Below are 25,445 nucleotides of genomic sequence, written 5' to 3'. Positions count from 1 at the left end.
TTGATTGCAATACATCCTCCTCTGATAGCTACATTAGAGGCAAACCTTTGAAAACCAATCTCAGACCTAAGAATCCCAGCATAATCGAAGCCACCCCTCAGGCAATTGAAATTTTCCCCGGGTACAACTTATTGTTCATCCGGAGTTTGTCCGAATTTGACGAACGCTCGCTTAAGCGAGTCGTGACCGCGATACGCAAGGATCTCGGTGCGACGTGAATCGATACGGAATCCGAGCCCCCTTCACGACGCCGTAAATTTCGATTGGCAAACAAGGCCTTTTACTTGGCGTTAGCAGCACCGGTTCTTCTTAAGCATGCTGCAGCAACAAGACTTTGCGTCGATCGAACGATTGTTGCTTAGGCATTAATCAGACTCGCCGAATGCAACCCAAGCAGATACTTCTGCACCGCGCCACACGGATCCGGCACCGCTGTAGGCCGGCATGGCGGACTTCGCCCGTGGAGCGGCTTCGGTGCAGTACACTTGCGGACGTGCCGGCACGGGAGTTTCTTCAAAGCTCTCCGGCCAATTTACTCCAAGGTACAATTGAAATCCCCTTCGCGGAAATCCAAGTTGGAATGTCCTTTGGCGGATCGTTTTTGGAATGGGTTGCGATCACACGTTTTCCCAATTCCAAGCTTTTCTCAACTTCCCATTTCACCCAAGGGCTCGATGACGAGTGCGAGGTGAGATACACGATCGTAACGGAGGACTGATTTATCCGTTCAGCAAGGCGGCTTCGAATGTATTCGGCTCTCTCGCTATTATATGGCTCCTGCACAGAGCGGTCGTTAAATTCAAGATCAAGCCTGTCATTCTTCGCCTGTCCACGCAGCAAATTGACTGCGTCCAGATCCTCATGAGCGAAGCTGATAAATACGTTCTTGCGTCCAGGATCCAAGGCGCGCTTAGCCTTTTCCTCAAGGCTCCGCAGATCGCCAAGAGTGCTCCGACTTGCACCACCGCCGCCGCTGTTTCCGCCCATCACCGTCAATCTCCGAAGCGATACTCTAGGCATGCAATGCACTTACCGCATGGAGTATCTTCACCAAGATGGCAGGAGTAGGTACCCGTTAGCCCCTTCTGCTCGGCGAGCTCGACCACGTCCCGCTTATAAAACTCCTTAAGAGGGGTAATGATCTCGATTGGTCGTCCAATCGCCATCTTCAGCAAGCCTTCCGCGGCATTCAAAAAGTCCAACCTCTGATCATCGAAAATGCAAGTCTGATCGTGCAGCAGTCCGATGGCGACCGCTTCGGCACCCAGACGTTCAGCATATGCTGCACCAGCGAGGAGAAACAACATGTTTCGGCCGGGCGTGTATGCGTCCTCCAGGACCCGCAGGCCGCGATCAGTCAGGCCTGAACGAACGAGCTTACCAAATCCGGACAGTTCGGCCACTTCTGGTGAGCCAAGGCCGATCAGCGCCATGGCACGCCGACACGCATCGAGTTCTTTCTCTTTTGAACGCTGCCCATAGTCGATAAAGAGCGGATGTTGCGGATTGCCCGCCTCCTTCGCCAAGCAGGCGACGAGCGTGGAGTCCAATCCTCCCGAAACGAGGGTAACGATGCTCATATGACTTGGTCTCTTGATGTCATGCCTGGGTCGAGAACTCGCATGGTGATCCAGACGGCGTAGTCAAACAACCCGAGACGATACCCCATCGCGCTCGCGTGACCTCTAAGAACACTTTCGCTTCGGAGGTATCCAGCGTATCCGATGGGAGGCCGGCTTCCAATTTCCTCGAGGCCAGCAATATGCATGTAACCTAACACATGTCGATCGATGATTGCGAGGTCATACTCTCCACGGCAATTACGCAAAAACATGCTCGCTTGCTTGGGACCGAGACCGGGTACCTTTTGAACCAGCCATTGCCTTGCGAGTTCGGCATCGTCCAGCGAGGCGAGCGCCGCAGAGAGCGAGTCATAATTCTGCAGGATCGACGATTTTGCGAGCGAAAGCTGACGCGCTTTAGACTTAGGAAATCGATAGTGACGCGTCTTGCCTGCTATCGAAAGGGGCCTGCTAAGAGCTGATAGTAGTAAGCCCTCACAAGCTTTTACATCAAGCTCGAGATCAGGCGCGAGCGCGCGCGCTTTGCGGACCTCGACTGCCGCAGCACACGCAAGCGAGTACGGGACTTGGCTACTCAAGACACAACAGGAGAGCTCAAACCAGAGATCCTGCTCCGATAGATGCATGTTTAGGGCTGTGGCGCTTTGCTCGATATCGGGATAGATAGCCGCTATTGCTCCGTGTATGCGGTCGCAAACATAATTCATCACAAGACTCCCGGTAGCGCGTCGCGCGCGAGCGTCATGGTTCGTTTGGGCAGCAGTGTGGTCATAAATTCGACCAACCGTTTATCGTCGCCTAACGCCGAGCGTAGCTCGTCCATCCAGTTGGTGAAGAAATCTAGATTGTGAAAAATGGTGCGACCGGCGTAGCGAACGGCAGGGTCCTTCCTTGCTTCAAGAGTCACGGCAGACAGCGCGAAGTCGTCCTGCCACTTGAACAAGTCATAGTGTTGGAAGTGATGTAACGTTTTCGTTTCGTTATCCGCTACAAACCGACACCATTCAAGGCCGTCAAAACTATCTGCTCCTGCCGCAGCGAGCAGCGCAACGCTCACTGGAGTTCCGGTCCCTAGAACGTGGACCGGCTGATAGTAGTAAAGTTCGTTGAGGGTTTCTCGAATCCGCCGCATAGTCCGTGCACGCTCAATGATGCCGGAACCCAATTCCCGCTCAGGGATCGCAATTAAAATTGGCTTTGTCTCCAGCGCCACCAGTTTCATCAGTTCTAGAGCCGGATCGACCTTGTAGTTGCCGGCTCGATCGCGAGCAAGGTGGATGACTGGAATGAGAGGCTTCTTGGTGTGCTGTTGTTCCCGCCGGATTCCACTTACCAATGATCGAAGTGCCAGAGAAGTCTTCGAAGGAAGGTCCACGTCATCGAAGCAGAAAGCAGCGTCATGCGGGACGCGCTCCAGCACGTCGTGATACTTCCGAACGGTCCAGCTTTTGTCTGATCGACGAGCCTTTTCGTAAAAACCTGAATCCAGCAGTATGGTTGCACCGCGAGAGCGCAACTCCCTGATTGCTGGGACAAGGCCCCTTGGAGGCTTTCGGCTGGAATGCAAATCATATGCTGAGATCAGCGCCGTTGATGCACGGAACACATTCAAGGCATCTATGGCCGCCCCTGGACTGAGTTGCGTTTCATGGGAAGACACCGAGAAGAAGAGGGTTGGAAGCTGTATGCCGCAGCAAAGTGGGATTGCGGCAGGGCGCCTGACGTGGCTCCTGCGCTTTTCCAGCACTCTAGCGATCCGATCGACGAGCGCTATGACGTTCGTCGTGGGCTCATCACCATTCCAAGCAATCGCGTCCGTCGTCTGCTGTGCCCCAAATCCAAGAGGAGCATCGACGTCGTGGATCCGCAGGGGAAGAATTGGCACATTGCCCTTGATTGCAATTGCGAGTTCGTCATGCAGCACCGCGCTGAACTGCGCCGCCCCGGACCAGATTGGAATTACGCAACCGGCAAGCTTGAGCTGATTATGAATTTCTTGCCGATAGTCTCCGCTGTCGATCTTGTGATCCCACCAAACAGACCAGTTTGGCTCAAGAAGTTCGACGAGCTTCTTTGCTTGTCGGCGCGCGTCCTTCCTGGCGTAGAGGATGCAAACGTCGGCCACATTATCCTCGTTTGCGGCGAGAGGGATGGACAGATTGCGGGGCGCTTTGCTGCGGACGAGCTGCCATCCAGATTGCCCAGTACACAGCGGTGCAGAAGTCGTCTGTAAACTGCAGATTTCCCGCTGGGGTTGGCAGAGGAGCCCTGCTCTGCTGAAAAACGATCGTTGGGATGTTGGCGCGGCTCGCCTTTCTTGTGAGGGCCGAGGAAGATCGCAGGTTCCCGTCAGCGAGTATGAGAAGACTTCCTACAGAGTCTAAGCTCGGAATCTCGAGGCTCGGCACCTGTGAGGCGCGAACTCCCAGGTCAAGCAGAGCTGAGCAGGTCTCCTCGCGGAGCCAGATATCGGCCAGGGTGTTCCCAAAGCCAACGACCGCGACATTGACGTCCCTAGCCATGACCGGATCAGGTTTGATTGGCGAAATGCGCAGGCTTCGGGTCTGCGCGTAGGATGCGACAGCTTTGGAGGCGGCGAACGCTGCAGCCGCGGGAGGCTCACCCTTCTCGCACCAATAATGAGCAAAGATCGCACTAAAAACGTCGCCCGTTCCAATTTTAAAGACGGCTTCACTGCGAAAGGCGGGAACAAAAGCAGGAAGCTCTTCACCTGATGTGAAAACCCACGCCCCGGCCGCTCCGCATTTGACCACGACGACCTCGGCTCGATCTTGCTCCACTACCCGCTGAACCGCCTGTCCCATGTCGGCCGACTCACCCATGATCGCGAGCTCCGCCTGATTCAGCACGACCGCCAGGCGCGCGGCGTGCGAGCCATTGGCAGCAAAACGTACTGGGAGCAAACTCTGTGGGTCGTATACGGCTCGCTGGGCGGTCACAATTGAGTCACCTTCAACGAATCCGAAGCGGAGGACAGCCGAGCCGTCGACCTTGATTGGCGGATTTGCTTTAGGCTTCCTGGGAATGAGATGTGGGTTTGCCAATGGATGCAGGTAAGAAAACAGGATATCCTCTTCCCGAGAGGTGGCATCGATTGTTACGCCACACGTTTCGATACCATAAAGGCCCGCTAAACCGTCCTGTCGGAAGTAGGTTTGAAGCTTGACCTCCGAAGAATAGGCAGCCAGCACGGCTGCAGCCCGACCGCCCGATCCAAATGTGCTATCCCAATACGGCTGCTCGCAAAGCTCTCGATAACAGCCCCCCACAACAATCATTCTCGCTCCGTCTCCCTCGAAGCTGATGTGCAGAAATTTCGCAGTGCAACCAATGTCCGCTCAATCGCGCGGGACGACCTCAATTCGCAACTCGGCCCGCCCCCTATAAAACCAGAAGTAGATCAAAACAAAAGTGCAAAGTGTGGCAGACACATACTGATCCACATTCTATGCCTCAGTCACGGCCCAACTTGATGTTCGCGCAACTCCCCCGCTAGGATGCCCGGCATACTAACCCTATTCGCGGCAGGACCCAATCAGATGAAGCGCCTGTTCGTCGCAATGCCCTACGGAGAACGCAAGGCGCCATTGGACTATGAGGAGCCGGACAAAACCTGCGTCATCGACTTCGACGCGGTGTGGGAGGGCATACTTCAGCCTGCAATCCCGCCCGGATATCAAACCAAGAGGGCCGATGAGCTGAGACAACCGGGGCTGATCGACCGCATGTACAACGAGTGGCTTTTCGATGCAGATATCGTCCTCGCCGATCTGACGTTCGGAAACCCAAACGTCTACTACGAGCTTGGGATCCGCCAAGCCCTATCTAAGAAGGGCACGGTTCTTGTCGCCTGCAAGGGCTCCAAGCTACCGTTTGACGTCCGAAACCAATATGTCATCAACTACGATTACTTTGCCGCGCCAGCTCTTCGAGCTTTCCAGGCCGATCTGCGCCAAGCAATCGAGAATGCCTCCACTCTGGAGATGGACAGTCCAGTCCATGTCTTTCTCCCGGGCTTATCTATAGGGCGGTACTTGGGCGAGAAATCGCCCGAAGCAAAGGTGCAGGAATTATCGGTAAGGATACGTGATCTCGAAGATGCGCTTAAGGATCAGCGCTCGCAAGATACAGAAGACCGCCTCCTCGACAAGATCCACGCAGCAGCGACCCCCTCGCGCGTACTCAGCCTCTATCAGCTGGTCTCCACGCGAGTCATTAAATCGGCTCGCCTCCTCGAGCAGCTCGCAATCAGTCTGCGGGACGCCAGCTACTTCGATGAGGCGATTCAGACACTCGACCGAGCCTTGGAGATCGCCCCAGATGATCCCGAGCTCCTGCGAGAGATTGGATTTGCTTATCGCAAGAAGGGACCGCTATTCCATTCTCGGGCAGAAACTTACATGCTGCGAGCGCTGGAGCTCAATGACCAAGATTCCGAGCTGCATGGCATGCTGGGCGGCCTCTTGAGGCGGCGTGACGATTACGAGGGAGCTTTGATCCACTACAGGCGGGCCCACGAGCTTCAGCCACACGACCTCTATCCGATCGTGACTGTCGGGGCCATGTGCGGCGCCCTGGGAAAACTGGCAGAAGCTAAGGAATGGTACGGAAAGCTACAAACCACTTGTGAACGGCTTATCGAGCAAAAGCGCGCCGATCACTGGACGTTTCTTTGCCTCGGCGAGGCAGCTACTGCTCTGGGTCACCAGGAAGCAGCGCTCGCCGCCTATCGCAGTGCGCTCGAGATGACTCCCCCGATCGAGCATGTGCTATCGGAGATCGAAATGCTGGAATTTCTCGTCGAGAGAAATTTCGCGGCCGAAGATGCACTCTGCGCCCTTCCCATCCTTCGACAATACACCGAAAGCCAGAAGTCGTAATGCGCCCTTTTTGAACTATCTGCGCACGATTCCTGCGTCTTCGCCTCGTTCTGCGGTGCAAGTGCGTCGACCGGTATCGCTACAACCTCGATCGTCATATGCTACGTTGCACCTAACCCTTGGCTGCGTGTCTCCTGGCTTCCAGAATTCGCTTCAGTTTTCGAGAAGTGAGGCATTCCTTTTCGAACCGTACGCCCGACGGCCCCTGATGCGGAAGAAGAAAACATCCCTGGTCTGGAACGCCGGTCAGAAATTCGGAAAATCGCGTTGATCTCTCAATCCCGTGATAGAATCGATCGTTTTGCGATCGAGGAGGAAACAGTATCACTGCTTGATTGGCCCTTTTCTCAAGCAGAAAGTCATACTCCTGGCGCATTGAATCAGACGCTCCGGGGATGATGATGGTAACATCGGCCAACATGATTATGGGCTTCAGTTCGTCGAACCAATTGTCGCCTGAAATGACTTTGATCGGCCGAATTGGGCCAACGTTCCCGCCCCACGAAAACCACCGCCAATTCCGCGGCGAAGAGCGAATGATCCATTCCTGAACATCGATGATCGGCATTCCAAAACCGATTCCCACCGCCGGAAAAGGATTTAAATTATTTTGCATTCGTATTTGCGCGTCCATCTCAAACGGCCGGAGAACGAGGCCATAACCGAACTCACTTTCTGAAGATATTTTACGAGCCAGATCAGCCGCAGATATCTCGGCAGACCACGTCACTCGGGCACGGGTCAACTGATCGTCCGCGAAGGTGAACAAGCCGCTGAGCAGACCGCTGCAAACCCAACTGAGAGCGAACGTCCAATATCTTTCCGAATGGAAAGACGCGGCACCAACTAAGAAGCACGCGATTCCAGCCAATGCTGAGACGAGACGCAAAAGCCAGAAGACTACGATGCGCAATGAGGCTTTCCTGACGTCTTACATCATCGGTAAGTCGAAGCTCGAATGCTAGTCCAATGCAGATCTAGTGATGTCGTCGAACCGAAAACCTATCGACAGGCTTGGCTGACGGGACAGCACCGCACTCCACCCGGTCGATCCCATCATCGCCTGGATCACACCAATCCAACTAACCCTTGATCATACTACTACAGCGTGTTTAACTTCGGAAGCAGCAATGGCACTCATTTAAATTGACGATTTGAGATTCAGGCAACCATCGATGATGGGCCTACGCACGAACATCGGGACAATTGTGGCTGAGGGAGAGGACAATGGCTGGTCGCGCGCCGGAGCGTCGAGTAAATCTAAATGAGCGCCTCGCCCGCAAAGGCCCGCGTAAGCTGCTCGCAATCGACGGCGGTGGAATTCGAGGTGTGCTTTCTTTGCAAATCCTCCAATCGATCGAGAAGCTACTAATCCAAGGAAGCGGGCGCCATGATTATCGGCTCGCCGACTATTTCGACTACGTTGCCGGCACGTCTACCGGTGGCATTATTGCTGCCGGCATAGCCATCGGAATGTCTGTCCGGGAGATCTTGGATTTCTACCTCAATAACGGTGCTGCGATGTTCGACAAGGCAAGCATCCTCCGTCGTCTACAGTACCAATACAATAAAGAGCCGCTTGCGCTGCAGCTTCAGAACGTCTTTGGTCCCGCAACGACGCTTGGTGCGCCCGAAATTGAAAGTCTGTTGCTCCTTGTCATGCGCAACGCGACCACGGATTCGCCGTGGCCCATCTCAAACAATCCATACGCAAAATATAATCGCGACGGCCATGTTGCTTGCAATCTCCGGATTCCGCTCTGGCAATTGGTGCGCGCCAGCACGGCTGCTCCGACTTACTTCCCTCCTGAGGTGATCGATAGCGGCGGAAAGCCTTTCGTCTTCGTCGATGGCGGCGTCACCATGTACAACAATCCAACCTTTCAAATGTTTCTGATGGCGACAGTCGATCGCTATTGGCCTCATGCAGCGGTCGATAGCCGCGGTTGGCGGACAGGCGTCGACGACATGCTCATCATCTCGGTCGGTACAGGCACAAGTGCAGGAGAGAACTATAGCCTTCGCCCCGAGGAAATGAATCTGATCTTCAATGCAACCACAGTACCGTCAGCCCTGATGTATGCAGCGCTTAATGAACAGGATTTTCTCTGCCGTGTATTCGGGGACTGTGTTTCCGGCCCGCTCCTGGACCGTGAGGTGGACAGCATGCTTGGCTCGCGTGGTCCGCTGGAGCGGAAGCTCTTCCGCTATGCGCGCTACAATGCCGAACTCACTCGCGAGGGGCTGGCAGCGCTGGGTTGCGCCGATATTGAGCCGGCAAGTGTGCAGAAGCTCGATTCCATAGACGCGCTCGATGGCCTGCAACGGATCGGACAAGCCACCGCCGCGCAGAACGTCAAAGCCGAACACCTCAACTTGTCCGTGTTCAAACCTTAACTGTGCTTTTTAATGGCCGAGCGAGTCTCTTCTTCGCAATCAATTTCGAGACGTGAATTGATCATTTGGAGGGCCGGAAATGAGCCTGATCGATCGCTGGTTCGGACCGTCTCCGTCAACTGCGCCCCAACCCCTTCTAAGCCCGGACGGTGACACGAACAGAGTCGGTGTTTTCGTTTCCTACAACCACAGCGAGATGAGGGTAGCCGACGCCCTCGTGGAAACATTGACCTCGCTTTCGCCCGACCTCGACGTCTTCATTGATCATGCTGGTTTGGAAGCGAGCGATGACTACGAGGCAAAGATCTCGAGCTCCATTCGAGCGTCACAATGGTTCGTTATTATTTATAGTGGTGGCGCTAAGCCCGACAAGGACATGAGCTGGTGCTTTTACGAGGCAGGACAGTTTCGCGCAAAGTTGGAAGCTGCAGATCAGGTCAAATCGATTCGCGAGCGCATCTGCTACCTCTACGACGGTGAGCGCCCGAGTCAGCTGTCCCGCTACCAAGGATCTCTGATATCGACGACCGATCGAGCCAGAAATCCCCTAAATATCACCCTCGAAAGCGATGATTCTCTAGGTTACGAGAATACCGAGCTGTTCGACTTCTTGGAACTTGTTCTGACAAAATCAGAAGCTAAACCCCTGCGAGACTTACAGGATCCGGTCGTTCGTAAGCTCATGAGGGCCGGGGTCCGCAAAGTGACCTTGGCGTTTTGGCTGAACCGGATCAATGACATTGTAGGGGAAGAAGTCTTTCAGCCACGGATCAGCTTTCGAATTCCGCCGCCAGTTCTTCCGGAAGGAGTTGGACTGAGCGCAGACGCCATTGTCACCGGTGAATACCGCGCGCTACAGGATATTTTTTCCATCGCGAGCACTGACGCGGTGTGGTCCGACATCAAGGCCAAATCGGCCAAACGGATTGATAGCGGAATGGTTCCCCTGTGGATCAACGATCTCGAAGCTGCGGCGCGAGAGGTCGGTCGGGGAGATGTGCCGCATCAAACTGATTTTCTTTGTCTTGGAACTGATGGAAGATACTATCGCCCAATCATCGCGCGATATGAAAAATTCAGAAGCGGAGCAAAAAAGTGCTATGTCGCCTTCATACCGTCCCGCGATCGCCGGTTTAATCTGACCTTCAAGACGTCGCTTCTTCTGAGCGCGCTTATTCTTTCGATCCGGTTCCGGCAACGTGTGCTGCCGTTGGCCGATGATTTGAAGAAGGCCGGGCAGGCTCCTGAGCCTAAGAAGGCAGAGCTACTGCAAAAGTTTCAGAACGAAATCGTAATGGTCGAGGCCGAAGCAATGGAGTTCGGCCTTAGTCCGCCGAAAGACGAGCATGATGAACCGCCGCTGCTCAGCAGTTTCAGGGATGGGCCGGACAAGGAATTTCTGCGCGAGGAAATTATTAAGTGGTCCACGACCAGGCTGAGAATCTTCAGTACGATAGGGGATGCACGGGACCCGACAAAAACATTAAGTTGGTCGGAAGCTGCGACGACAGTGATCACGAATTTTGCAAATCTGTATCAGATTAATGGACGCTTTGTTGATCTGCTGTGCAACGAGTTGCTGTACGCGGAGAAGATCGAGAGGCCCGACGACAAGTAGGAGACAAGATGGTCCGCCGGATCCTGATCTCCTAGCTAAGATGCGACTAGTCCCCCGCTCAACCGCATAGCGCAGCTGAGCCCGAATGAGCACGATGAACTATCGCAAGCGTCGCAACTACACGCTCCTATCCTTCTCACCAGTTCAGCCAATTGAGGTAGAGGCGCAGCATTTCCCCACGGGGAAGCTCGATCGCACCTCTACCAAAGCTCATCCAGGCGCGACCACTCTTGGCGCCTTGCCAAATCAATGTCACACCGTCCAATCTGCACGCCTGAAGTGCTAGGAAGTCAAGGCGCTTTTCGCCGACAGCAACAGGTTGAGCAACCATTTTATCGACTTGTTGGTAGCCCGGCGCAAGGTAGAAGAAGTCGTGCTCCGTTGCCTCCATGAAGTCGGACGGCTTAACGATGTCAAGCGCGGCAATTGGCTGGCCTGAGATAGGGACGACACTTGATGCTGTTCCATCGGCCATTTCCGTCGCATCGAATTTGGCAGTGACCGCGTCCGGCCGTTCGTGCTCGCGGGCCTGGCGATAAGCCGTCTGCAATTGCGCGAGCGAATCCCGCGCTGCTCTAAGCTCGCGCTGGTCAATCTGACCAAGGACAAGGTGGTTTAAGGTTTCTATTGCCGCCCAACGCCGATCGACAGTTGTCTCACGCCGCCTTGCCAGCATCTCTTCGAGAATCGATTTCGCGCCTACGACGTCGCCTTGCTCGAAAAGCGTAAGAGCGAGGCTGTTCATCGTTTCGAGGGTCGACGGATCTGCAGGACCAAGCATCCTACGCCTGATCTGCAGCGCATTTTCATAGAGAATGCGAGCTTTGCTATAGTCATGCGAGCTGAATGCAGCCGATGCTAGCTGGTCCAACACTGTAAGTGTTGCCGGATGCTCATTTCCGAAGCTGTTAGTGAAACACGCAAGGCTTGCACTCAAAAGCTCTGCTGCCAACGTCCCCTCGCCGAGCTCCTGGCTCAGCGTGCCAGCTACTCGCAATGCCTCGCCCAAGCTCGATGGGTCAATTTCGTTCTCGGAAAGTGCCGACCTAGCCCATTCCCGAACGAGCGCAGATGCCGCGGAGCCGTTTTCTCGTTTTGCGGCTCGCGCCACTTCGAAGATAGTGTCTGACCAACGCTCGAACAGGTGCTCAGGGGGCATGCGCTCAATGAGCGCAAAGCTCAGTTTGATCGCTTCCTCAATAGACTTTTTCGTCAACTCGTGGTCGATCGCCTCACACCGCCGAACAACGTCACGTTCTTGGCGGATGGCAGTTAGCGAGTTCCATGGGACGTCCAGCTCGATCAGTCGATCCCGGAATGCCGAATAGCTGCGCGACAGCGAAATGCGGGAGTCGCCCGTTTCCAGCGCAACGGCAATTGGCTCCCCGTACGCGTAGTCGGGAATGTGCTGTAGCATGACCTCATTGAAATATTCCTCAAGGTGGACTGCTGAGCGCGCATACAGATTTTCAAATAGCCGCTCGAACATCGGCTGATAGCCTGACATGTTCGGAGGGAGCAATGTAGCTATTGAAGCATCTGCACTGCTGCCCCCGTTGCGCCAAGCCTCGAGGAGTTGGGGCCGCGCCATTTCGACCCGCGAAGGTAAAGGAAATATTGTAAGCGGTCTCCCATCAGGGGAACGCTTGCGATAGGCGACCGCCTCGGCCGCAAGAGTTTCGATTCCAGTGAGACTCTGCTGATTTGGGGTGAAGACGACAACGAGCTTGTCAGGAAGGAGCATCGTGCAGATGCCGCTCGTATCGGTCGTGCCGGTTCGAGAATCAACGAGGATATAATCAAATCGTGAGCGCAGGAAATCTACGAAGCCGGTGAACAGCCCAACTGTTTCATGAAAGAGGTTGTCCCAGCGGAATTCAGAAACCCGCCGGGGGTAGGTTGGGTCGAAACGACCGGCTTTCATCAGAGACAAACAGGGGAAGCTCGTCGGAACCACATACTGATCGAGATCCTGTGCCTCGAACCACAGTTTCGCTGTTAGGCGATTGGCTACAAAATCATTTGGATCATAAGGGTCATCGCTCGAACGCTGTTGGCGAAGCTGCTCGAAAAGCTCTAGGCAGCCTTGAGTATCTGTGAAGCTTTCCGCTGACTCTGGTTTCAAGTACCTTTGAAAATATCGGTGCAGACCAGGCGCCTCGAAATCCCAGTCGATGGCCAGCACTCGCGGCGCTCCTTCCGGCCCGCTCGGCGCATCGGGTCTGGCGAGCAGACAGGCAAGATTGGCGAGTGCCATGGTACGACCGGTACCGCCCTTGTATGAGTAAAATGTGATGATTTGGCCAAGGGGGCGCTCGGTCATGGCGTTCCACGCAAAGGCATGTCAAATGACCGAATTTGAGAGACCTGCGTTAACCAAGCGCTGATCTCCATCTCGTCTTCGAAGCTGAACTGACGGCAGTTCATGTTCTCAAAAACGCCAGCGTTGTTCAGGGCGACGTACCGTAAATAGATCTGGTTGGCTAGTTCCTTGATTCGCGCTTGGCAGTCGCGTTTCTTGAAATCGGACTCGCACACAACATGATTGAAGTTCTCATAGTGGCGGGTGCTGACGATCTCTGATGGGAGACATTCAACTCCGCGAAACACAACCGGAAAGATCAACCCTTTATTGCGGAGGTCGACAACCGCTGCGCCAAGACGTTGCTTCTCGAGGCGAAGCATGGCTCGATACTCTAGCGCGCAGTAGGGATGCCGCAGGTCAAAGTGGAGCGGTGAAAAGAACATCACCATGCTGGCGCTGCGGCAAAGTTGATACGCTAGCTCTGCATTGAAGCTGTCGCCGACTTTGAGGCCCTCCTCGTCGAAAAAAATTGGCGCGCTTGGGAGCAACCACATCAATTGCCTTTTCAGCTGGCGAACGAACGCCTTCACAAACCCATGGGCATCCCGATCTTTGGTGTGTCGGTAACTCACGAAGCAAGCGTTGATATCATTCATGCTAAGGCATGCTCCTTGACAGAATATTGTCTCCGGCGCGTTCGCCCAATAGCCAGCTTGAACTCTTATGAGATCATACGGCCAATAGCGCACCGCGGCAATTGAAGGCAATCAAGATCGTGATCCGACCTTTGCGCGTTGCTTGGATTCGTGGCGGCCGCACATCGCCCTAGTCGAGCGAAATGAACGTTAGGCTATCCTGATCCTTTCAATGATTGCATAGAGCCGAGAGCGCTTTGCAATATCGTCCACATGCAAAACGCTCGTCTCGAGGTCGAGAAGCACGCTTTGCACCTTCCAGGCGGCTTGCCCTTCGGCGATCACCTCGTCGGCCAACTCCTCTGCCTTGTCCGGATCACCGAGATCGAAGGCTGCGGCAAGCAAGGTTGGGCGAAGCCACTCGTCGGCGACGTTCAAACGTTTGGCCCGTTCGCATGCCGCGATCGCCAACCTCAAAGCTGTCTGCGCACGCTCTTCATCGCCGGCTCTTGCGCGGGCGCGATACATTCGGGGCAGGTTGCTGGAGCAATAATAAGCGTTGAGATCAAGCTCCATGCCTCGTTCGTAACATTCGATCGCTTTGGCAAGAGCTTGCCGTCTTTCGGACTCGGTTGCGGCCTCGACCTTGGCGAGGCGCTTATAGCGGCCACCCATTAGGCCGAGGCGCTCGGGCGTCGGCCCAGTCAAATCGATCAGCGTCTGAAGCTCGGCGATTGACTGCACGCTGTTGCCTCCTTGGGCAGCTGCAAATGCGCGAATTTCTAACACTTCTGGCTCGTTCGCAAAATGCTCGGGGAGCCCTCGCGCATACTCGACTACGAGGCTCCAATCGGAGAGGGTAACGACGCAGTCTCGAATCAGCAGCAAAAGGGCGAGAGCGATCGAGTAGGTCGCAGGCGGACGGCCTTCCGTAGCGATTAGATCCAATGCCTGTCGCATGCGATCAGCGGCCGGCGCGGCACGGACCGCGCGCACTTTCGTCTGAAAGGCCGCAAGTTCTGCGAGTTGATCGCGCATCGTCGACGCCTTCCGCGGATCGACATTCATCGGATATCCGGGGATCGACTGATGCATGGGCGAAATCCCAGCACACAGCGACCTAATATCGTCCCTAATTGCAGCCTGAACTGCGGCCGCCGTCGCGTCTGGGATATTGCCGTCGGCTAGCGGATATCGGATGGTCCGCATCTGAACAACGTCGAACAATTGCTTGGACCACTCGGCCGCGAGCAGGACACAACCGGTCTTCTGCGAGGCGTGGCGAATGCCAACCTCATAGTATACGTTTCCATTGGGAATCGTCATGTCGGCTAGCACGAGATCGGCAAAATAGAGCCTTTCGAGCATTTGGCTCACAATCAACGCGCCCGTGTCTTGATCGGCCCGTACCGGCTCGTAGCCCAAGGCCTTTATTGTCGGGACGTAAGCGCGATCCCAAAGCGCATTAAAATCGATCTCGGCCGGGCCGCGTCCAGGCTCAGCCTGAGTCGCTTTGCGGCCATAGGGCATGATCATGAAACACGATGGCATTCTTCCCCTCTACCCCCAGAGTGTCCTCGTATCCAGCCAATAAATCCGCGAAGTTTTGCGCTCCGCCTCCTCCATGAGGTGATGCGCGCCGCCCGGTCCGTCGCCCCCCTCTCCATTCCATAGACAGATGAAGGCAATCTTTTCATCACCGAACCGGCTCGCTTGCTTGAGCATCCATTGATTGTTGCGCTCGTAAGCATTCTCATCTGCCGACAATGGGCCCAGCTCATCCGGCATGATGTGGAGTTGTGCTCTCGATTTAACCGCAAGATACCGCTCGTGCCAATTGCCTTCAGCGAAATCCACTGAGTTCGCAAGAAAGGTCGTCTCCTCGAACGGAATATAGAGTTCAAGCCGCATGCCTCGCGCGAGGCAGGCTTCGGCGAATATCAGATCGCCTCCGCAAGCGCCCCCACAGATTGCAAGGTCCCCTCGCTGAACACCAACCTCCGAAAGGGCGTTGGTGATTGCCGCGGCCGCGATGGGCTCCTTGTTTGAAGGAAACCGTGGCGCCTTTCGATCGGGCGCGTCGATCATATGGCCGCTGAAAAGCGCGACTGTTCTGGGAGGTCTGCCGGGTTCTGATGTGGACATCGCGACACCTCAACCATTTGCCCCCCCGCCGCCCCGGCGCAGCCGGCAATTGTAAGCCAAGTCCCGGTAGGGTCAACATGCGAGCGCAAGATGTGAAGCGCGCCACGCCTGGGACGACTCCAAGGGAGCGACCCGCGCGGCGGTGGAGGGGCGCGACGCTCTCTGGTAGAACTATCGGGATCCGGCGCCCGAAAGCTTGCGATGACCGGAGCGCGGAAAAACGGTGCCACCCAATGAGTGAGACCCGAGGCGCCCGGAGTTGAGCTTCGGCAAACGGACGCGCGCATCAGAGCAAGCGGGGCGAATTCGCATGCCTATCAAGCCTTATCTGTTCGTTTCATACGCCAGGGAGGATCTGGCGCTCGTACGCCCGCTCGTGGATGCCGTCAGAGAGGAACTTGATTTCCGTTCCCTGCCAATCCAGTTGTGGATGGATATCGCCGATCTTAAGCCGGGAGAAGAATGGAACGCCTCGATCTCAGAGGCGCTCACGGCCGCAATTGGTTTTTTGTTCTTTCTGTCGCCGCGATCATTGCGCTCCGATTGGGTTCGACGGGAGATCGAGATTGCCGCGAGGGTACCGGGGCGATTGATCATTCCCGTTATTCTGCATGAGCCTTTGCCTTTGCCACCCGCCTTGGCATCACGGCAATGGCTACGGTTCGTCGGACGACCAAGCAAAAAGGATACAATCAGGGCCGCCACCGAGATCGCGGAGGCTGCTGAAAGGTACCTGCACGCAAGTCCAACGCCATCGCCTGTTGTGAGTAAGGCTGAGGCGCCGATCATTGCAGCGCGGCTTGCAAGTGACGTGCGCTCTTCGGCGGAAGGGCAGACGCCACAAGGCTCCCCTAAAACCGTGTTTGTGGTACACGGGCACGATTTAGAGCCGCTGACACAATTGGAAGACTTTCTCGGTTCGGTCAGCGTGGAAGCGATTGTTTTGTCCAGGCGAGATGAATCGCCTCAGTCGTTATTCCAAAAGTTCATGACGGTTGCGGGCCGCGCGCGGTTTGCGATCGTTCTCCTAGGCGCAGATGACTACGGAGCGTCGCGTCGTCAGTATGATACATCGGGCGTTGGCGACCGGGCACTTCAATTTCGGGCACGACAAAACGTACTTTTGGAGCTTGGCTTCTTTTATGGAAGACTGGGCTGGGAGAACGTCTTCGTCGTATATAAACATCCGGACGCTGTTTTCCCGAACTTCGAACGCCCCTCCGATCTGGACGGCGTCGTCTTTGACACCTTTGAAGACCCTAAGTGGCAGATAAAACTGCAGGCGAGATTGTCAGCGGCCGGCTTCGAGCTGAAATGAACTGAGCGAGAAAGCTTCGGGTCCATTCAAAGGAAATTGAGCCACGCTCTAGTGACGGCGAGCCCGCCTAATTCCCTCCAAACGGCGCGCGTGTTCGCGCAGCTTGGTAGCTCGTTCGCGCGTCTTTTCCGATTTGTCGGCAAGTCCAGCGGCGGCCAGCTCGTCGGCGGCTTGATCACACCTGTCGGCTAAATGACTGAATTCCCAGGCCCAATGCTCGAGTTGATGACGCCAGAGGTGCTGTCGATGGACGAGCGGTCGCAGTTGAGGGATGAGTTGCCGGAATACTCCAAGGCCACTCCTTTGTGGGCTTGGTGGGGGAGCCATCGATAGTCCCTCCTCGACGCGCTCCATCGTGGCCCGCGCAATGCCCTTGGCTTCCGCCCTGCGACGCGCGATTGCCTGAACCAATCGATGCACAGTCACCGCGTGGACGCCATCGTCGAACGGTTCATGTTTGACGAGCGATAGCTCGGCTAGGACCGCGATCGCTTCATCTCGATTGCCAAACGCTTGAAGGAAGTAGATTGGAATGCGTACTGGCGCGCAATAGCCTAGGAATGCCATAACCTGTCCGGCGGCGCTGCAGCGATCCTCCGCCTCAGCAATGGCCAGGTCGAATGTCACAGCGACGCTGCGTGGATACATCACGTCGCGCGGCGCATTGGTTATAAGTGTCGAGGCGCTCGACGCATATTCAGCAAAGCCCAGTTGTGTGCGTTTGCAATAGGCTGCGGCGTGGTCAAGAGCGAGTGGAAGATACCCCAGCGCCTCCGCAAGTAATCGCGCACCCGCCGCATCTTCACGGGCTGCGCGGCTCTGAAGGAAAGTTACAGCTTCTTCAGGGAACAGGACCGTCAGCGCCACTTCATCAGCGTGGCCGGTCCAGTCCGAGAATCGCGACGTGACCAGGACGCGGGCGCCGGCAGACGGTAAAAGTCCCACAATTTCGTTCGGACTCGCCACGTTGTCGTAAACCAGCAGCCAATTCGCGCGGTGCTCGGCAAGCCGCTGGAGCGCGGCTTTTGCCGCCTTTTCTGTATCGGCTTCCTCTGCCTCCGCGAGCCCTAGCGTGGCCGCTAGGCTTGCAAGCGCCGCCAACAGATCTGCCCGCGTCTCGGCAGGACACCAGCAAACGCCAGCATAGAGTTCTCGGTAGCGATGAGCATACTCGACGGCAAGCGATGTTTTTCCGACACCACCCATACCCTGCAGCGCAACCCGACCAATAGTTTGCGTGACAACCGCAGGCTTGTCATGGATCAGAATCGCGTCAAGACGATCAAGCTCGTCGACACGGCCAGTGAAACTTGGAACGCGTGGAGGAAGGGCAATAAATGGACGTGGAGGAGCTGGTGCTGACTGAGATTGACGTTCAGCGGCGGCAATAATGCGACGCTTGCGCTCGTCGCGGTCCTCGATCCCCACAAGATCCTGATAGGCAACGTCAGCGAGAAGCCCCTTCATCGGGGCGTCATCGCAACGAAGCACCACAATACTTCTTTCCCCCGGCTCGCTCAGCCGCTGTGCCTCGAAACTTGTAAATTCTTTCCGGCAATAGGGCGACTGCTCGTAGTCGATCGAGAATAGAACTATAAGGTCGCGCGCATCCCTGACGCTCTCATGCATCTTTTCGATTACGTTGTCACTGAGTCGGAAATCGTAATCCTGAACGACTACACTGTATCCCCGTTCGGTCAGAACATCGGATACTTCACGCGCAATTTCTGCGACCGCCCCTCGACGACTCAGGAAGAAGTCGTATTTGTATCGGCGGCGGTCCTTGTCTGTCATCGGACGTCCATCTCGGCCTTCCGCCCATTGAGCTCGCAGAAGTATTCTGATTAGCACTCGTCAGCTGGACCAACCTGAGATTGAAAAAAATCCCGAGTCTGGTAAAGTCTTGACTCCGACACCGAGTGTCTTGCGATCGGCTTGATCAGTCAGAGCCGATCGCCTCTACTGGAGATGATGATGCCAAAGAAGGTTGTGTTTATTAGCTTCGACTACGATAACGATTCGCACTATAAGAATCTATTGTTGGCTTGGGATAAGAACCGGGAGTTTGATTTTGAGCTATATAACGGTTCGCTGAAGGATGCCATCAATAGTACAAACGCCACCTATATCAAATCAAAGATCAAGCCCCTCATTTCTAAGGCCACACACGTATTGTGTATCGTGGGCAAGAGTGCTGCAAAAAGTGATTGGATCAATTGGGAGGTCCAAACGGGCGCCGATCTCAAGAAGAAGTTGATTGGCGTAAAACTCGAGAAGGCGTTCGACAGTCCAAAAGCACTGCTGAACAATGGCGCGAGTTGGGCCCTCTCATTCAACTTTGACGCAGTTAAGAAGGCTGTCGAGGCAGCTTGACGGTCCTGCAATCGAGCATGCGCTTGATCCGGCTCCAGACAGCATATCTCGATGGGTCCCAGCACCGGAAAGGGTGCGGGATCAATTTGCTCGTGGGATACTCAGTCGAACACGACGTGCGGTCTGATCCTTGCAAGGATTAGGGTCGACGAAGCCAACGATCAATTCCGACAGGATCTTGGCAGACTGCATCATCGCCGGATGTCTCGAGGCGCACGGCAGCAGCTTCCGCCAATGATCCCCACATACGGCAATGATTTCAGTTTGGCTTCGACTCTAGATCAATGATTTTCAGCGTTCGCTTATTGTGTCTGTCTCCGATTACGATCTGCCACCGGGTGAACCCAATCGCCATACTCGGTTCGCAGGCCACAAGCCCTCTTTGAAGCGCGACAAGCTGACTGCTGCCAGGCCGACGGTCCGTTCGCGTTGAGATGAAAAGCGCGTCATCGCGGCGGACGACCATGCCGGGCACTGCCCAGCGCCCTGCCGCGTCATGAACGCACGTTTCATCGAGTTCGATCCGGACATCAGGGATGAGAATTCCCTTGTAGTTGGTATTCGCCTGACAACCAAACGCCTCGAATTGGTCGCGGTCGTCCAACAGGATCGCCGTAGGCTCGGCGTGGACCGTCGTGACGAGGGATAAGTGGTCATAATGATCGACAGGCAAAACGAGGGTTAGCCCTCTGGCCGAGGCAATATGTCCCACGCTGAATTCGTCCGGTGACAGCATCTCAATTTCCTTGCAATCGTTCAATTAACATCGACCAGTAGTATTCGGCCGCTCCCTCTTGCGACAGATGGCTTCCAGTGCCCCGCTGCATTCCGAGGCTTGTGAGATAGAGATCGTGTTCGTCGCTCCGAATCGATAGCGATTCGTTCATCGCGTTGCTCTCCGTGCTTTCGCTTGCGAGATAAGCGATACCGTCTGCGCCGATGCCACCAATGAACACGGTGCAGCGGGAGATCGCTCGGCCGTTCTTGTAGACAGCGGCAGTAAATCGATTTGCATCGACGCGCCGGAAGCCCGTTTCGATCCCCGGGTTGCGACGTTCCAGCTCATCAAGCGAATTCTCGAAGAACTTCGCTATGTATTCGAAACTCTCGTGCTTGAACCGATCCCGATCGCGGTCAGTGAATTCCTTTGCGAGCCGAAGGTTGCTGGACCGAGGGGTTGATGCCCTTCTCGCCTGCGAACTCGGTCTCAGCGGCTCGCGGGTCAAGTGCGGCGGTTCAACGCGATTTGCAGCTGCGCGAACGGCCTTCGCGACCTCGAGCAGGGCCTGGTCTCGGTCGGGATACTGCGTAATCGGCTTGCCGTCGGGCGGAGTGGCGTTCAGCTTTCCGAACGGTGCGCCGCGCCAATCGCAAGCGCGAAGGATGACCGGAATGACGATGGCTTCTCCAGCGTCGTGCCTATCCATCGCCCGCTTCATTTCGATATCGTAACAATAGTCGGAAGCAAGGAAATCCGAGCTGACGAGGAGCAGGATGATATCGTCCGTCTCGATATGCCGATCGATCTCTGCGGCGAAGTCTTGCCCGGCGTCAATGCGTCGGTCATGCCAAACTTCGATAACACCCTGACGTTTGAGAAGCGAAAGCTGCCTCTCGAGCTGATCGCGCAAGACCTCGTCAGCATGGGAATATGAGAAGAACAAGCTTGCCAAATGCTCCCTCCACGAGCGCGAATCCGTTCGCCTGCCTGCGGCAAATATGGGAGATTTTGCGGCGAATGGAAGTCCGACAGGCGGGGAAAGCACCTGCAAAGTGCCGGGTCGAGGGAAAACCCGCATGTCCCAACCGACAAAACTTCAGAAAACTTAGCCAATCCATCGCCTGTCTGAACGCGAATATCGAGACCTCCAGGTTATTAGGCCGAAGGCCGGAATGACGCGGCCCCGGGCGCCTGTTAGATCAACCGAAGCAGTTCGTCCGTTTTGTACGCCACGACAACCCAGCAGCCATACCAGCGCACTTGATTTCTTTCTTGCTAGAGCAGCGTACGATCTTATCGCCTCAGATCGATCGTGGTTCGGGACCGAGGCATGAACGGCAAGGACGAAAAGACTCCGATCGACGCGTTAGGCGCGCCAAGTAGCCGGAAAACGCCGCCTGCCACGAAGCGCTGTCGCAAGAACCGTGGCATGCCGCCGCCCGCGACGTTCGATATCGATGCGCTGCCGGGCAGCTCTAACTTGACCGCATTGGAGGCGGCCGCGGTCATCCGGCGCACACCCGGGGCGCTGGAGCAGTGGCGGCGCGATTCGAACCACCCGCTGAAATGGCGCTACGTCGATGGCCGGCCCCTCTATCGTGTCGATGCGGTGCGCGACTATCTGGCCAAGTGCGATAAGACCGCTAGGACGGCTCAGACGCATAATGCTCACGGAGACGGCCGAGGAGCTCGGCCTTGATCGGGTCAAGCGGATTCGTCCGTTGCAGGCGCACGATTTTGCCGACCCGTTTCGCGCCGACCAACTCCGCAATGTAGTCGTGAGCCGCTTCGAACGCCATCTTGCGGATGATCCACTGTTCGTCGTGATTGTAAACCTGATCGATTCCGCTTGGCTTTTGCCCAACACACAGCCGCTGGATTTGGTTGTCGTAGCCACAGCGTGACATGATGGTGCGCAGGCTGCGCCTTAGGTCATGCATGGTGAACTTGGCGACGCTCGCTTCCTTGACTAGGCGGTTGACCATCTTGGTGAAGCCGGACATCTGGCCGCCGGTCTTCGGTGACGGGAAGACATAGTCGGAGGTTGCTCGCTGAAAATGTTTCGCGGCCGTGAGTACCTCGTCAACCAGGTGAGTGCGCGGCACATCGTGGTGCAGCCCCATCTTGGTCCACGCCGCATCGAAGGTGATCCGGTCGTCCATGATGTGCTTTCGCCACTCGATCATGGTAGGTTCGCTGCGGCGCGGGCCGCCGAGCAGGCACATGCGTGCCAGGAGACCGAAAGCCCCGAGCTTGCCGGATGCATCCCAGACCTTGATGATTTCCTCATCGGTCAGCGCGCGCCCCTTCGTTCGGCGTCCGACTCTCTGCGCACGGGTCTCCTTGGGCGCGCGATAGCCGGCGAGAACGTTGTGCTCGACATAACCTTCGCCAACGCACCATTCGAGGAAGGTATGCACGTGCTTGCGCAAGTCCTTGGCTGCACCGCGCTTGCCGGTCTTGGCAATCTTTTCGACCGCAGCCATGATTTGCCGTCGCGTCAGGTCCCCCACGCCGCTCTCGGCGTGATCCTTGAGCCCGCGCCGCAGCGCTGACATCGCTGGCTTCCAGTTGACGACTTGACGTTCGGTCAGGGACGTCTGGTATGAACCATCTTCAGCAATGAGGGTCGCGAGCATAGTGCGCTGCTTCTCGGCAACCTGTTGCCGCCTTGCCTCGCGTTTTGCGTCATTCGGGTCTAAGCCCTTGACGACCTCGCCTGCGGCGATGGTGGCGGCCTTGCGCGCGGCCTTCTCGTTATATTTGGGCCACGCGCCGAGGGTCTTGCGCTGGGTCCCCCTCACCCCCGGCTTGGTGAAGAGATAGACCCAGGTCCGGCCGCCGGTGACGCGCATGCGCAAGGCGAGACCGGGCAGTTTGTCGTCGTGGAGATAATGCTGCGCCTTACCCGGCGGCAGCGTTGCGTTGCGGATCACCGCATCGGTAAGTGTCAGCTGGTTGGCCGGCTCCATCACGATTCCTTCCCTCTCTCTGTACCCGGTGTGCCCGGCAAGAAGGGCGATCAGCCCTCGAACAGAACCGGGCCTCAGACCTCCCCCGCTTTTATGCCCCAAGGGAAAATCCGCGGCGGGCACAACGGGGGCATACAAAATGTAGCAAGGCCACCTATGGGCTCTTATGGTCGGATGCGTCCATAACCACCATCAATTAAAGGAGTTTTTATATCCCAACTATGGCCGGATTTGGTTGGCTCAGGTCTACGGATTGTGGTTCACACGGGAGAGGTCCAAGGTTCGATCCCTTGTGCGCCCACCACGCTTCGCCAAAAGGCTTCGCGTGGCTCGAAGAGCATGGACGGACTGACGTCTTGCTCCCGCTCCGTCGAAATCGTCAAAACAACCCCATGCACAGTAGCCGGCGCCGGCCGGACGGACTACGAATTTTCCGAATTTGTCTTGCTCCGTCGGGCAAAACAGGAGCATGATGCAATCATCAGAAAGGCGGGCGCTGCGGGCCGGACGCCCGCGAGCAAGCACTGCTCCAACCACGTCATTGCGAGCGCAGCGAAGCAATCCAGAATCTTTCCGTGGAGAGACTCCGGATTGCTTCGTCGCAAGGGCTCCTCGCAATGACGGAGGGCACGGCCAACGCGCTGCCTTAAGCGATCGCCAGCACCTCGATCTCCTGCGCGCCCGTGCCCACGACGTCACCCACCGCCTTCCCCATCAGCGACTTCGCGACCGGCGATACGAACGAGATCGAGCCCGCCTTCGGGTCGGCTTCATCCTCGCCGACGATGCGGTAGGTCTGCACGCGGCCGTCGGCACGGCTGAAGGTCACGGTGCTGCCGAAGGCGACGACATCGTTCGAGGCCGGATTGGGAACGAGCTGCGCGGTGCGCAGCCGTTCGCCGAAATACCTGATATCGCGCAATGGCACCGCCGACTGGCGGCGTTTTTCGTTGACGTCGTCGACGGCTTGCGCGGCTTCATAGGCTTCGCGCGCGAGATGGAGCTGCGACTGCAAGGCCTGCAGGCCTGCTTCCGTCACGAGGTTCGGATGCGGCGAGATCGGGCGATCCGGCAGCAACGTCTCGGAGGCGGTCTCGGCGCTCTCTTCCTTGGTAAAGGCAACGCTCAATTCAAAAATCCTGTCGAACGGTGAACACCCCTGCCAATCGGGGAGAGGTGGACGAGTTCCTGGGCTCGCATCGATCTAACCCAATCCATCGATCCTTATATCTCAAGTTCGACGAAACGACGGAGCTTGAAGACGAGGTCTGGCAGGGCCTGGCGGAACCGCGTCGCATTCTGGAAATTGGTCGAGAACGGCGCGAAGGCGATCATCGCATTCCAGTGCTTGTAACCGTAGACCGTGACCGAGACGCCGGAGGCGGGAAACCCCTCGATCTTTCTGAGCTCGCCAAGCACGAGATCGGCGATCGCTTGCGCCGGCAAGAGCCGCTTGCCGTCCGCCGTCAGGGGCTGACCGGCAGGCACGACCGGCTTCGCAGCCGCCGCCGCTGCATCGGATGCGCCGTTGGAGGGGTCACCGGGCGGGGTCTGGAGCTTCGGCGACTCCGCTTCGGGAATTTCGGGGATCGCTGCGGCGGGCGCCGGCGCCGACGCAGCCGGAAGGAAGTCGGCAAGCGGCGGCGGGCTGGCCGCATCTGCACGCTTGTTGCCGCCCAGGATGCTGCTGATCATCGCCACAAGGCCAGCATCCTTCGCATCGTCAACCATCTGATCATCCCCCTCGCCCTGGCCTAGTGTAACACCGGCTCCGGAGCCCGCCACTGGGGACGCAGATCAGATCATGCCATCACGCCTGCATGGCTCCCGTCAGGTTCCACCGCGGCGCGAGGCGGGTGCACATCGCGCCGCAGTGCAGTCCGTCACTTCTTCTCGAACGGAATGTATTGCTGGTACTCCTTCGGTACCGAGCTGCGATAACGCGCCGGAACGGTGCCGCTGTCGATCGAATGATCGATCTCCTGCTGCCGCGTCATCTTCTTCTTCGCCGGCTTCTTCTCGGCACTCTTCTTCGCGCCGGCCGGCGCGGTGGAGGTGTCGGTGCTTGCTGCCGGCGTCGAGGTCGCAGCCGGTGCGGTGGTCGCAGCAGGTGCCGTGTTGGCAGCAGGCGGCGTGGTGGCGGCAGCCGCCGGCGGTGTGGTCCCCGCGGCGGGCGCGCTCTGCGCCAGTGCAAGCGGTGTCTGCATGATGAGCGCCAGCGCCGCAGTCGCAGCCAGCAGATATGATCTTTGCATCACAACCTCCAAAATGTCTGATCCCCAATAGGGGAAGCGTAGTCCCGCAGGATCGACGCGTGCAAGTGCTGGGAAGATAGGCGGGACCGCGGCTGCAAACTGTGGCCGGGATCACATTGCCGAACGCAGCGCACGCTCCGGCACCAGGACACGAACGACAATGCGTCGGAGCAGTCCGGGAAGCCGCGACCGTCGCCGCGGCAGCATGCACTCAAATACAAT

The 25,445-nt window shown here is 56.7% G+C and carries 23 protein-coding genes; 6 read left to right on the top strand and 17 right to left on the bottom strand.

The window, feature by feature from the left end:
* Positions 1-513 precede the first annotated feature (513 nt).
* From ACNJX9_RS09335 to ACNJX9_RS09315, 5 genes are read right to left on the bottom strand one after another with little or no spacing between them, the layout of a single operon-like run.
* On the bottom strand, positions 514-987 hold the full coding sequence (locus ACNJX9_RS09335) for a TIR domain-containing protein (RefSeq protein ID WP_439408539.1): 474 nt from the start codon (positions 985-987) through the stop codon (positions 514-516).
* A 5-nt stretch (positions 988-992) separates the two neighbouring features.
* A complete protein-coding gene (locus ACNJX9_RS09330) occupies positions 993-1,580 on the bottom strand; it encodes a 7-cyano-7-deazaguanine synthase (protein WP_439408538.1) in 588 nt (195 codons plus the stop codon).
* Positions 1,577-2,290 (bottom strand): 8-oxoguanine DNA glycosylase, encoded by a 714-nt coding sequence (locus ACNJX9_RS09325; RefSeq protein WP_439408537.1) that lies wholly within the window; start codon positions 2,288-2,290, stop codon positions 1,577-1,579. The genes ACNJX9_RS09330 and ACNJX9_RS09325 overlap by 4 nt, the downstream gene beginning before the upstream one ends.
* Positions 2,290-3,708, bottom strand: a complete 1,419-nt coding sequence (locus ACNJX9_RS09320) for a toll/interleukin-1 receptor domain-containing protein (RefSeq protein ID WP_439408536.1) — start codon at positions 3,706-3,708, stop codon at positions 2,290-2,292. Before ACNJX9_RS09320 ends, ACNJX9_RS09325 begins: the two co-directional genes overlap by 1 nt.
* A 1-nt stretch (position 3,709) precedes the next feature.
* Positions 3,710-4,795, bottom strand: coding sequence for a PfkB family carbohydrate kinase (locus ACNJX9_RS09315; protein WP_439408535.1), 1,086 nt, complete (start codon positions 4,793-4,795; stop codon positions 3,710-3,712).
* A 348-nt stretch (positions 4,796-5,143) separates the two neighbouring features.
* On the opposite strand from ACNJX9_RS09315, the gene ACNJX9_RS09310 reads away from it, so the two are divergent.
* Positions 5,144-6,484, top strand: a complete 1,341-nt coding sequence (locus ACNJX9_RS09310) for a tetratricopeptide repeat protein (protein WP_439408534.1) — start codon at positions 5,144-5,146, stop codon at positions 6,482-6,484.
* A gap of 112 nt (positions 6,485-6,596) precedes the next feature.
* On the opposite strand, the gene ACNJX9_RS09305 is transcribed toward ACNJX9_RS09310, so the two are convergent.
* Entirely contained in the window at positions 6,597-7,397 is an 801-nt protein-coding gene (locus tag ACNJX9_RS09305) for a hypothetical protein (protein ID WP_439408533.1), read from the bottom strand.
* 314 nt (positions 7,398-7,711) lie between these two features.
* On the opposite strand from ACNJX9_RS09305, the gene ACNJX9_RS09300 reads away from it, so the two are divergent.
* Both ACNJX9_RS09300 and ACNJX9_RS09295 read left to right on the top strand, forming a co-directional pair.
* Positions 7,712-8,881, top strand: a complete 1,170-nt coding sequence (locus ACNJX9_RS09300) for a patatin-like phospholipase family protein (protein WP_439408532.1) — start codon at positions 7,712-7,714, stop codon at positions 8,879-8,881.
* Positions 8,882-8,960: 79 nt separating this feature from the next.
* Positions 8,961-10,499 (top strand): toll/interleukin-1 receptor domain-containing protein, encoded by a 1,539-nt coding sequence (locus ACNJX9_RS09295; RefSeq protein WP_439408531.1) that lies wholly within the window; start codon positions 8,961-8,963, stop codon positions 10,497-10,499.
* A 136-nt stretch (positions 10,500-10,635) separates the two neighbouring features.
* Here the strand turns inward: ACNJX9_RS09295 and ACNJX9_RS09290 are convergent, their stop codons facing one another.
* The 4 genes from ACNJX9_RS09290 to ACNJX9_RS09275 all read right to left on the bottom strand — a co-directional run bounded on the left by ACNJX9_RS09290 (position 10,636) and on the right by ACNJX9_RS09275 (position 15,584).
* On the bottom strand, positions 10,636-12,822 hold the full coding sequence (locus ACNJX9_RS09290) for a KGGVGR-motif variant AAA ATPase (RefSeq protein ID WP_439408530.1): 2,187 nt from the start codon (positions 12,820-12,822) through the stop codon (positions 10,636-10,638).
* Entirely contained in the window at positions 12,819-13,460 is a 642-nt protein-coding gene (locus ACNJX9_RS09285; RefSeq protein ID WP_439408529.1) for a toll/interleukin-1 receptor domain-containing protein, read from the bottom strand. The genes ACNJX9_RS09290 and ACNJX9_RS09285 overlap by 4 nt, the downstream gene beginning before the upstream one ends.
* A 189-nt stretch (positions 13,461-13,649) precedes the next feature.
* Positions 13,650-14,975, bottom strand: coding sequence for a tetratricopeptide repeat-containing protein (locus ACNJX9_RS09280; protein ID WP_439408528.1), 1,326 nt, complete (start codon positions 14,973-14,975; stop codon positions 13,650-13,652).
* A gap of 24 nt (positions 14,976-14,999) precedes the next feature.
* Positions 15,000-15,584 (bottom strand): hypothetical protein, encoded by a 585-nt coding sequence (locus tag ACNJX9_RS09275; RefSeq protein WP_439408527.1) that lies wholly within the window; start codon positions 15,582-15,584, stop codon positions 15,000-15,002.
* 310 nt (positions 15,585-15,894) lie between these two features.
* On the opposite strand from ACNJX9_RS09275, the gene ACNJX9_RS09270 reads away from it, so the two are divergent.
* On the top strand, positions 15,895-16,902 hold the full coding sequence (locus ACNJX9_RS09270) for a TIR domain-containing protein (protein WP_439408526.1): 1,008 nt from the start codon (positions 15,895-15,897) through the stop codon (positions 16,900-16,902).
* Positions 16,903-16,950: 48 nt separating this feature from the next.
* On the opposite strand, the gene ACNJX9_RS09265 is transcribed toward ACNJX9_RS09270, so the two are convergent.
* Complete coding sequence (locus ACNJX9_RS09265; RefSeq protein WP_439408525.1) at positions 16,951-18,696, bottom strand: TIR domain-containing protein; 1,746 nt, start codon at positions 18,694-18,696, stop codon at positions 16,951-16,953.
* A 180-nt stretch (positions 18,697-18,876) separates the two neighbouring features.
* Between ACNJX9_RS09265 and ACNJX9_RS09260 the strand changes: the two genes are divergently transcribed.
* Positions 18,877-19,275, top strand: coding sequence for a TIR domain-containing protein (locus ACNJX9_RS09260; protein ID WP_439408524.1), 399 nt, complete (start codon positions 18,877-18,879; stop codon positions 19,273-19,275).
* A 259-nt stretch (positions 19,276-19,534) separates the two neighbouring features.
* On the opposite strand, the gene ACNJX9_RS09255 is transcribed toward ACNJX9_RS09260, so the two are convergent.
* Both ACNJX9_RS09255 and ACNJX9_RS09250 read right to left on the bottom strand, forming a co-directional pair.
* Positions 19,535-20,011, bottom strand: coding sequence for a hypothetical protein (locus ACNJX9_RS09255; RefSeq protein ID WP_439408523.1), 477 nt, complete (start codon positions 20,009-20,011; stop codon positions 19,535-19,537).
* Position 20,012: 1 nt separating this feature from the next.
* Positions 20,013-20,948, bottom strand: a complete 936-nt coding sequence (locus ACNJX9_RS09250) for a toll/interleukin-1 receptor domain-containing protein (protein ID WP_439408522.1) — start codon at positions 20,946-20,948, stop codon at positions 20,013-20,015.
* A gap of 378 nt (positions 20,949-21,326) precedes the next feature.
* Here ACNJX9_RS09250 and ACNJX9_RS09245 point away from each other — a divergent pair, with 378 nt between their 5' ends.
* Entirely contained in the window at positions 21,327-21,695 is a 369-nt protein-coding gene (locus tag ACNJX9_RS09245; protein ID WP_439408521.1) for a hypothetical protein, read from the top strand.
* Here ACNJX9_RS09245 and ACNJX9_RS09240 read toward each other — a convergent pair.
* From ACNJX9_RS09240 to ACNJX9_RS09225, 4 genes are all read right to left on the bottom strand, one after another.
* Positions 21,640-22,971, bottom strand: a complete 1,332-nt coding sequence (locus ACNJX9_RS09240) for a tyrosine-type recombinase/integrase (protein ID WP_439408520.1) — start codon at positions 22,969-22,971, stop codon at positions 21,640-21,642. The two genes, ACNJX9_RS09245 and ACNJX9_RS09240, sit on opposite strands and share 56 nt — an antisense overlap.
* A gap of 643 nt (positions 22,972-23,614) precedes the next feature.
* The gene (gene greA / locus ACNJX9_RS09235) at positions 23,615-24,097 is read right to left on the bottom strand and encodes a transcription elongation factor GreA (RefSeq protein ID WP_439408519.1); all 483 of its coding nucleotides are present in this window, start codon (positions 24,095-24,097) and stop codon (positions 23,615-23,617) included.
* Between the two features lie 95 nt (positions 24,098-24,192).
* Complete coding sequence (locus tag ACNJX9_RS09230; protein ID WP_439408518.1) at positions 24,193-24,699, bottom strand: hypothetical protein; 507 nt, start codon at positions 24,697-24,699, stop codon at positions 24,193-24,195.
* Positions 24,700-24,851: 152 nt separating this feature from the next.
* Complete coding sequence (locus ACNJX9_RS09225; RefSeq protein WP_057744729.1) at positions 24,852-25,223, bottom strand: hypothetical protein; 372 nt, start codon at positions 25,221-25,223, stop codon at positions 24,852-24,854.
* Between the last annotated feature and the right edge of the window lie 222 nt (positions 25,224-25,445).

The organism is Bradyrhizobium sp. BLXBL-03 (genome assembly GCF_051853015.1).
GTDB lineage: Bacteria > Pseudomonadota > Alphaproteobacteria > Rhizobiales > Xanthobacteraceae > Bradyrhizobium > Bradyrhizobium manausense.
This window is presented reverse-complemented; position numbering and strand designations above follow the sequence as displayed.

Coding starts and splice junctions, on each gene's coding strand:
- ACNJX9_RS09335 (WP_439408539.1), bottom strand. CDS start 987: ATGGGCGGAAACAGCGGCGGCGGTGGTGCAAGTCGGAGCACTCTTGGC.
- ACNJX9_RS09330 (WP_439408538.1), bottom strand. CDS start 1,580: ATGAGCATCGTTACCCTCGTTTCGGGAGGATTGGACTCCACGCTCGTC.
- ACNJX9_RS09325 (WP_439408537.1), bottom strand. CDS start 2,290: ATGAATTATGTTTGCGACCGCATACACGGAGCAATAGCGGCTATCTAT.
- ACNJX9_RS09310 (WP_439408534.1), top strand. CDS start 5,144: ATGAAGCGCCTGTTCGTCGCAATGCCCTACGGAGAACGCAAGGCGCCA.
- ACNJX9_RS09300 (WP_439408532.1), top strand. CDS start 7,712: ATGGCTGGTCGCGCGCCGGAGCGTCGAGTAAATCTAAATGAGCGCCTC.
- ACNJX9_RS09295 (WP_439408531.1), top strand. CDS start 8,961: ATGAGCCTGATCGATCGCTGGTTCGGACCGTCTCCGTCAACTGCGCCC.
- ACNJX9_RS09290 (WP_439408530.1), bottom strand. CDS start 12,822: ATGACCGAGCGCCCCCTTGGCCAAATCATCACATTTTACTCATACAAG.
- ACNJX9_RS09285 (WP_439408529.1), bottom strand. CDS start 13,460: ATGAATGATATCAACGCTTGCTTCGTGAGTTACCGACACACCAAAGAT.
- ACNJX9_RS09280 (WP_439408528.1), bottom strand. CDS start 14,975: ATGATCATGCCCTATGGCCGCAAAGCGACTCAGGCTGAGCCTGGACGC.
- ACNJX9_RS09275 (WP_439408527.1), bottom strand. CDS start 15,584: ATGTCCACATCAGAACCCGGCAGACCTCCCAGAACAGTCGCGCTTTTC.
- ACNJX9_RS09270 (WP_439408526.1), top strand. CDS start 15,895: ATGCCTATCAAGCCTTATCTGTTCGTTTCATACGCCAGGGAGGATCTG.
- ACNJX9_RS09265 (WP_439408525.1), bottom strand. CDS start 18,696: ATGACAGACAAGGACCGCCGCCGATACAAATACGACTTCTTCCTGAGT.
- ACNJX9_RS09260 (WP_439408524.1), top strand. CDS start 18,877: ATGCCAAAGAAGGTTGTGTTTATTAGCTTCGACTACGATAACGATTCG.
- ACNJX9_RS09255 (WP_439408523.1), bottom strand. CDS start 20,011: ATGCTGTCACCGGACGAATTCAGCGTGGGACATATTGCCTCGGCCAGA.
- ACNJX9_RS09245 (WP_439408521.1), top strand. CDS start 21,327: ATGAACGGCAAGGACGAAAAGACTCCGATCGACGCGTTAGGCGCGCCA.
- ACNJX9_RS09230 (WP_439408518.1), bottom strand. CDS start 24,699: ATGGTTGACGATGCGAAGGATGCTGGCCTTGTGGCGATGATCAGCAGC.
- ACNJX9_RS09225 (WP_057744729.1), bottom strand. CDS start 25,223: ATGCAAAGATCATATCTGCTGGCTGCGACTGCGGCGCTGGCGCTCATC.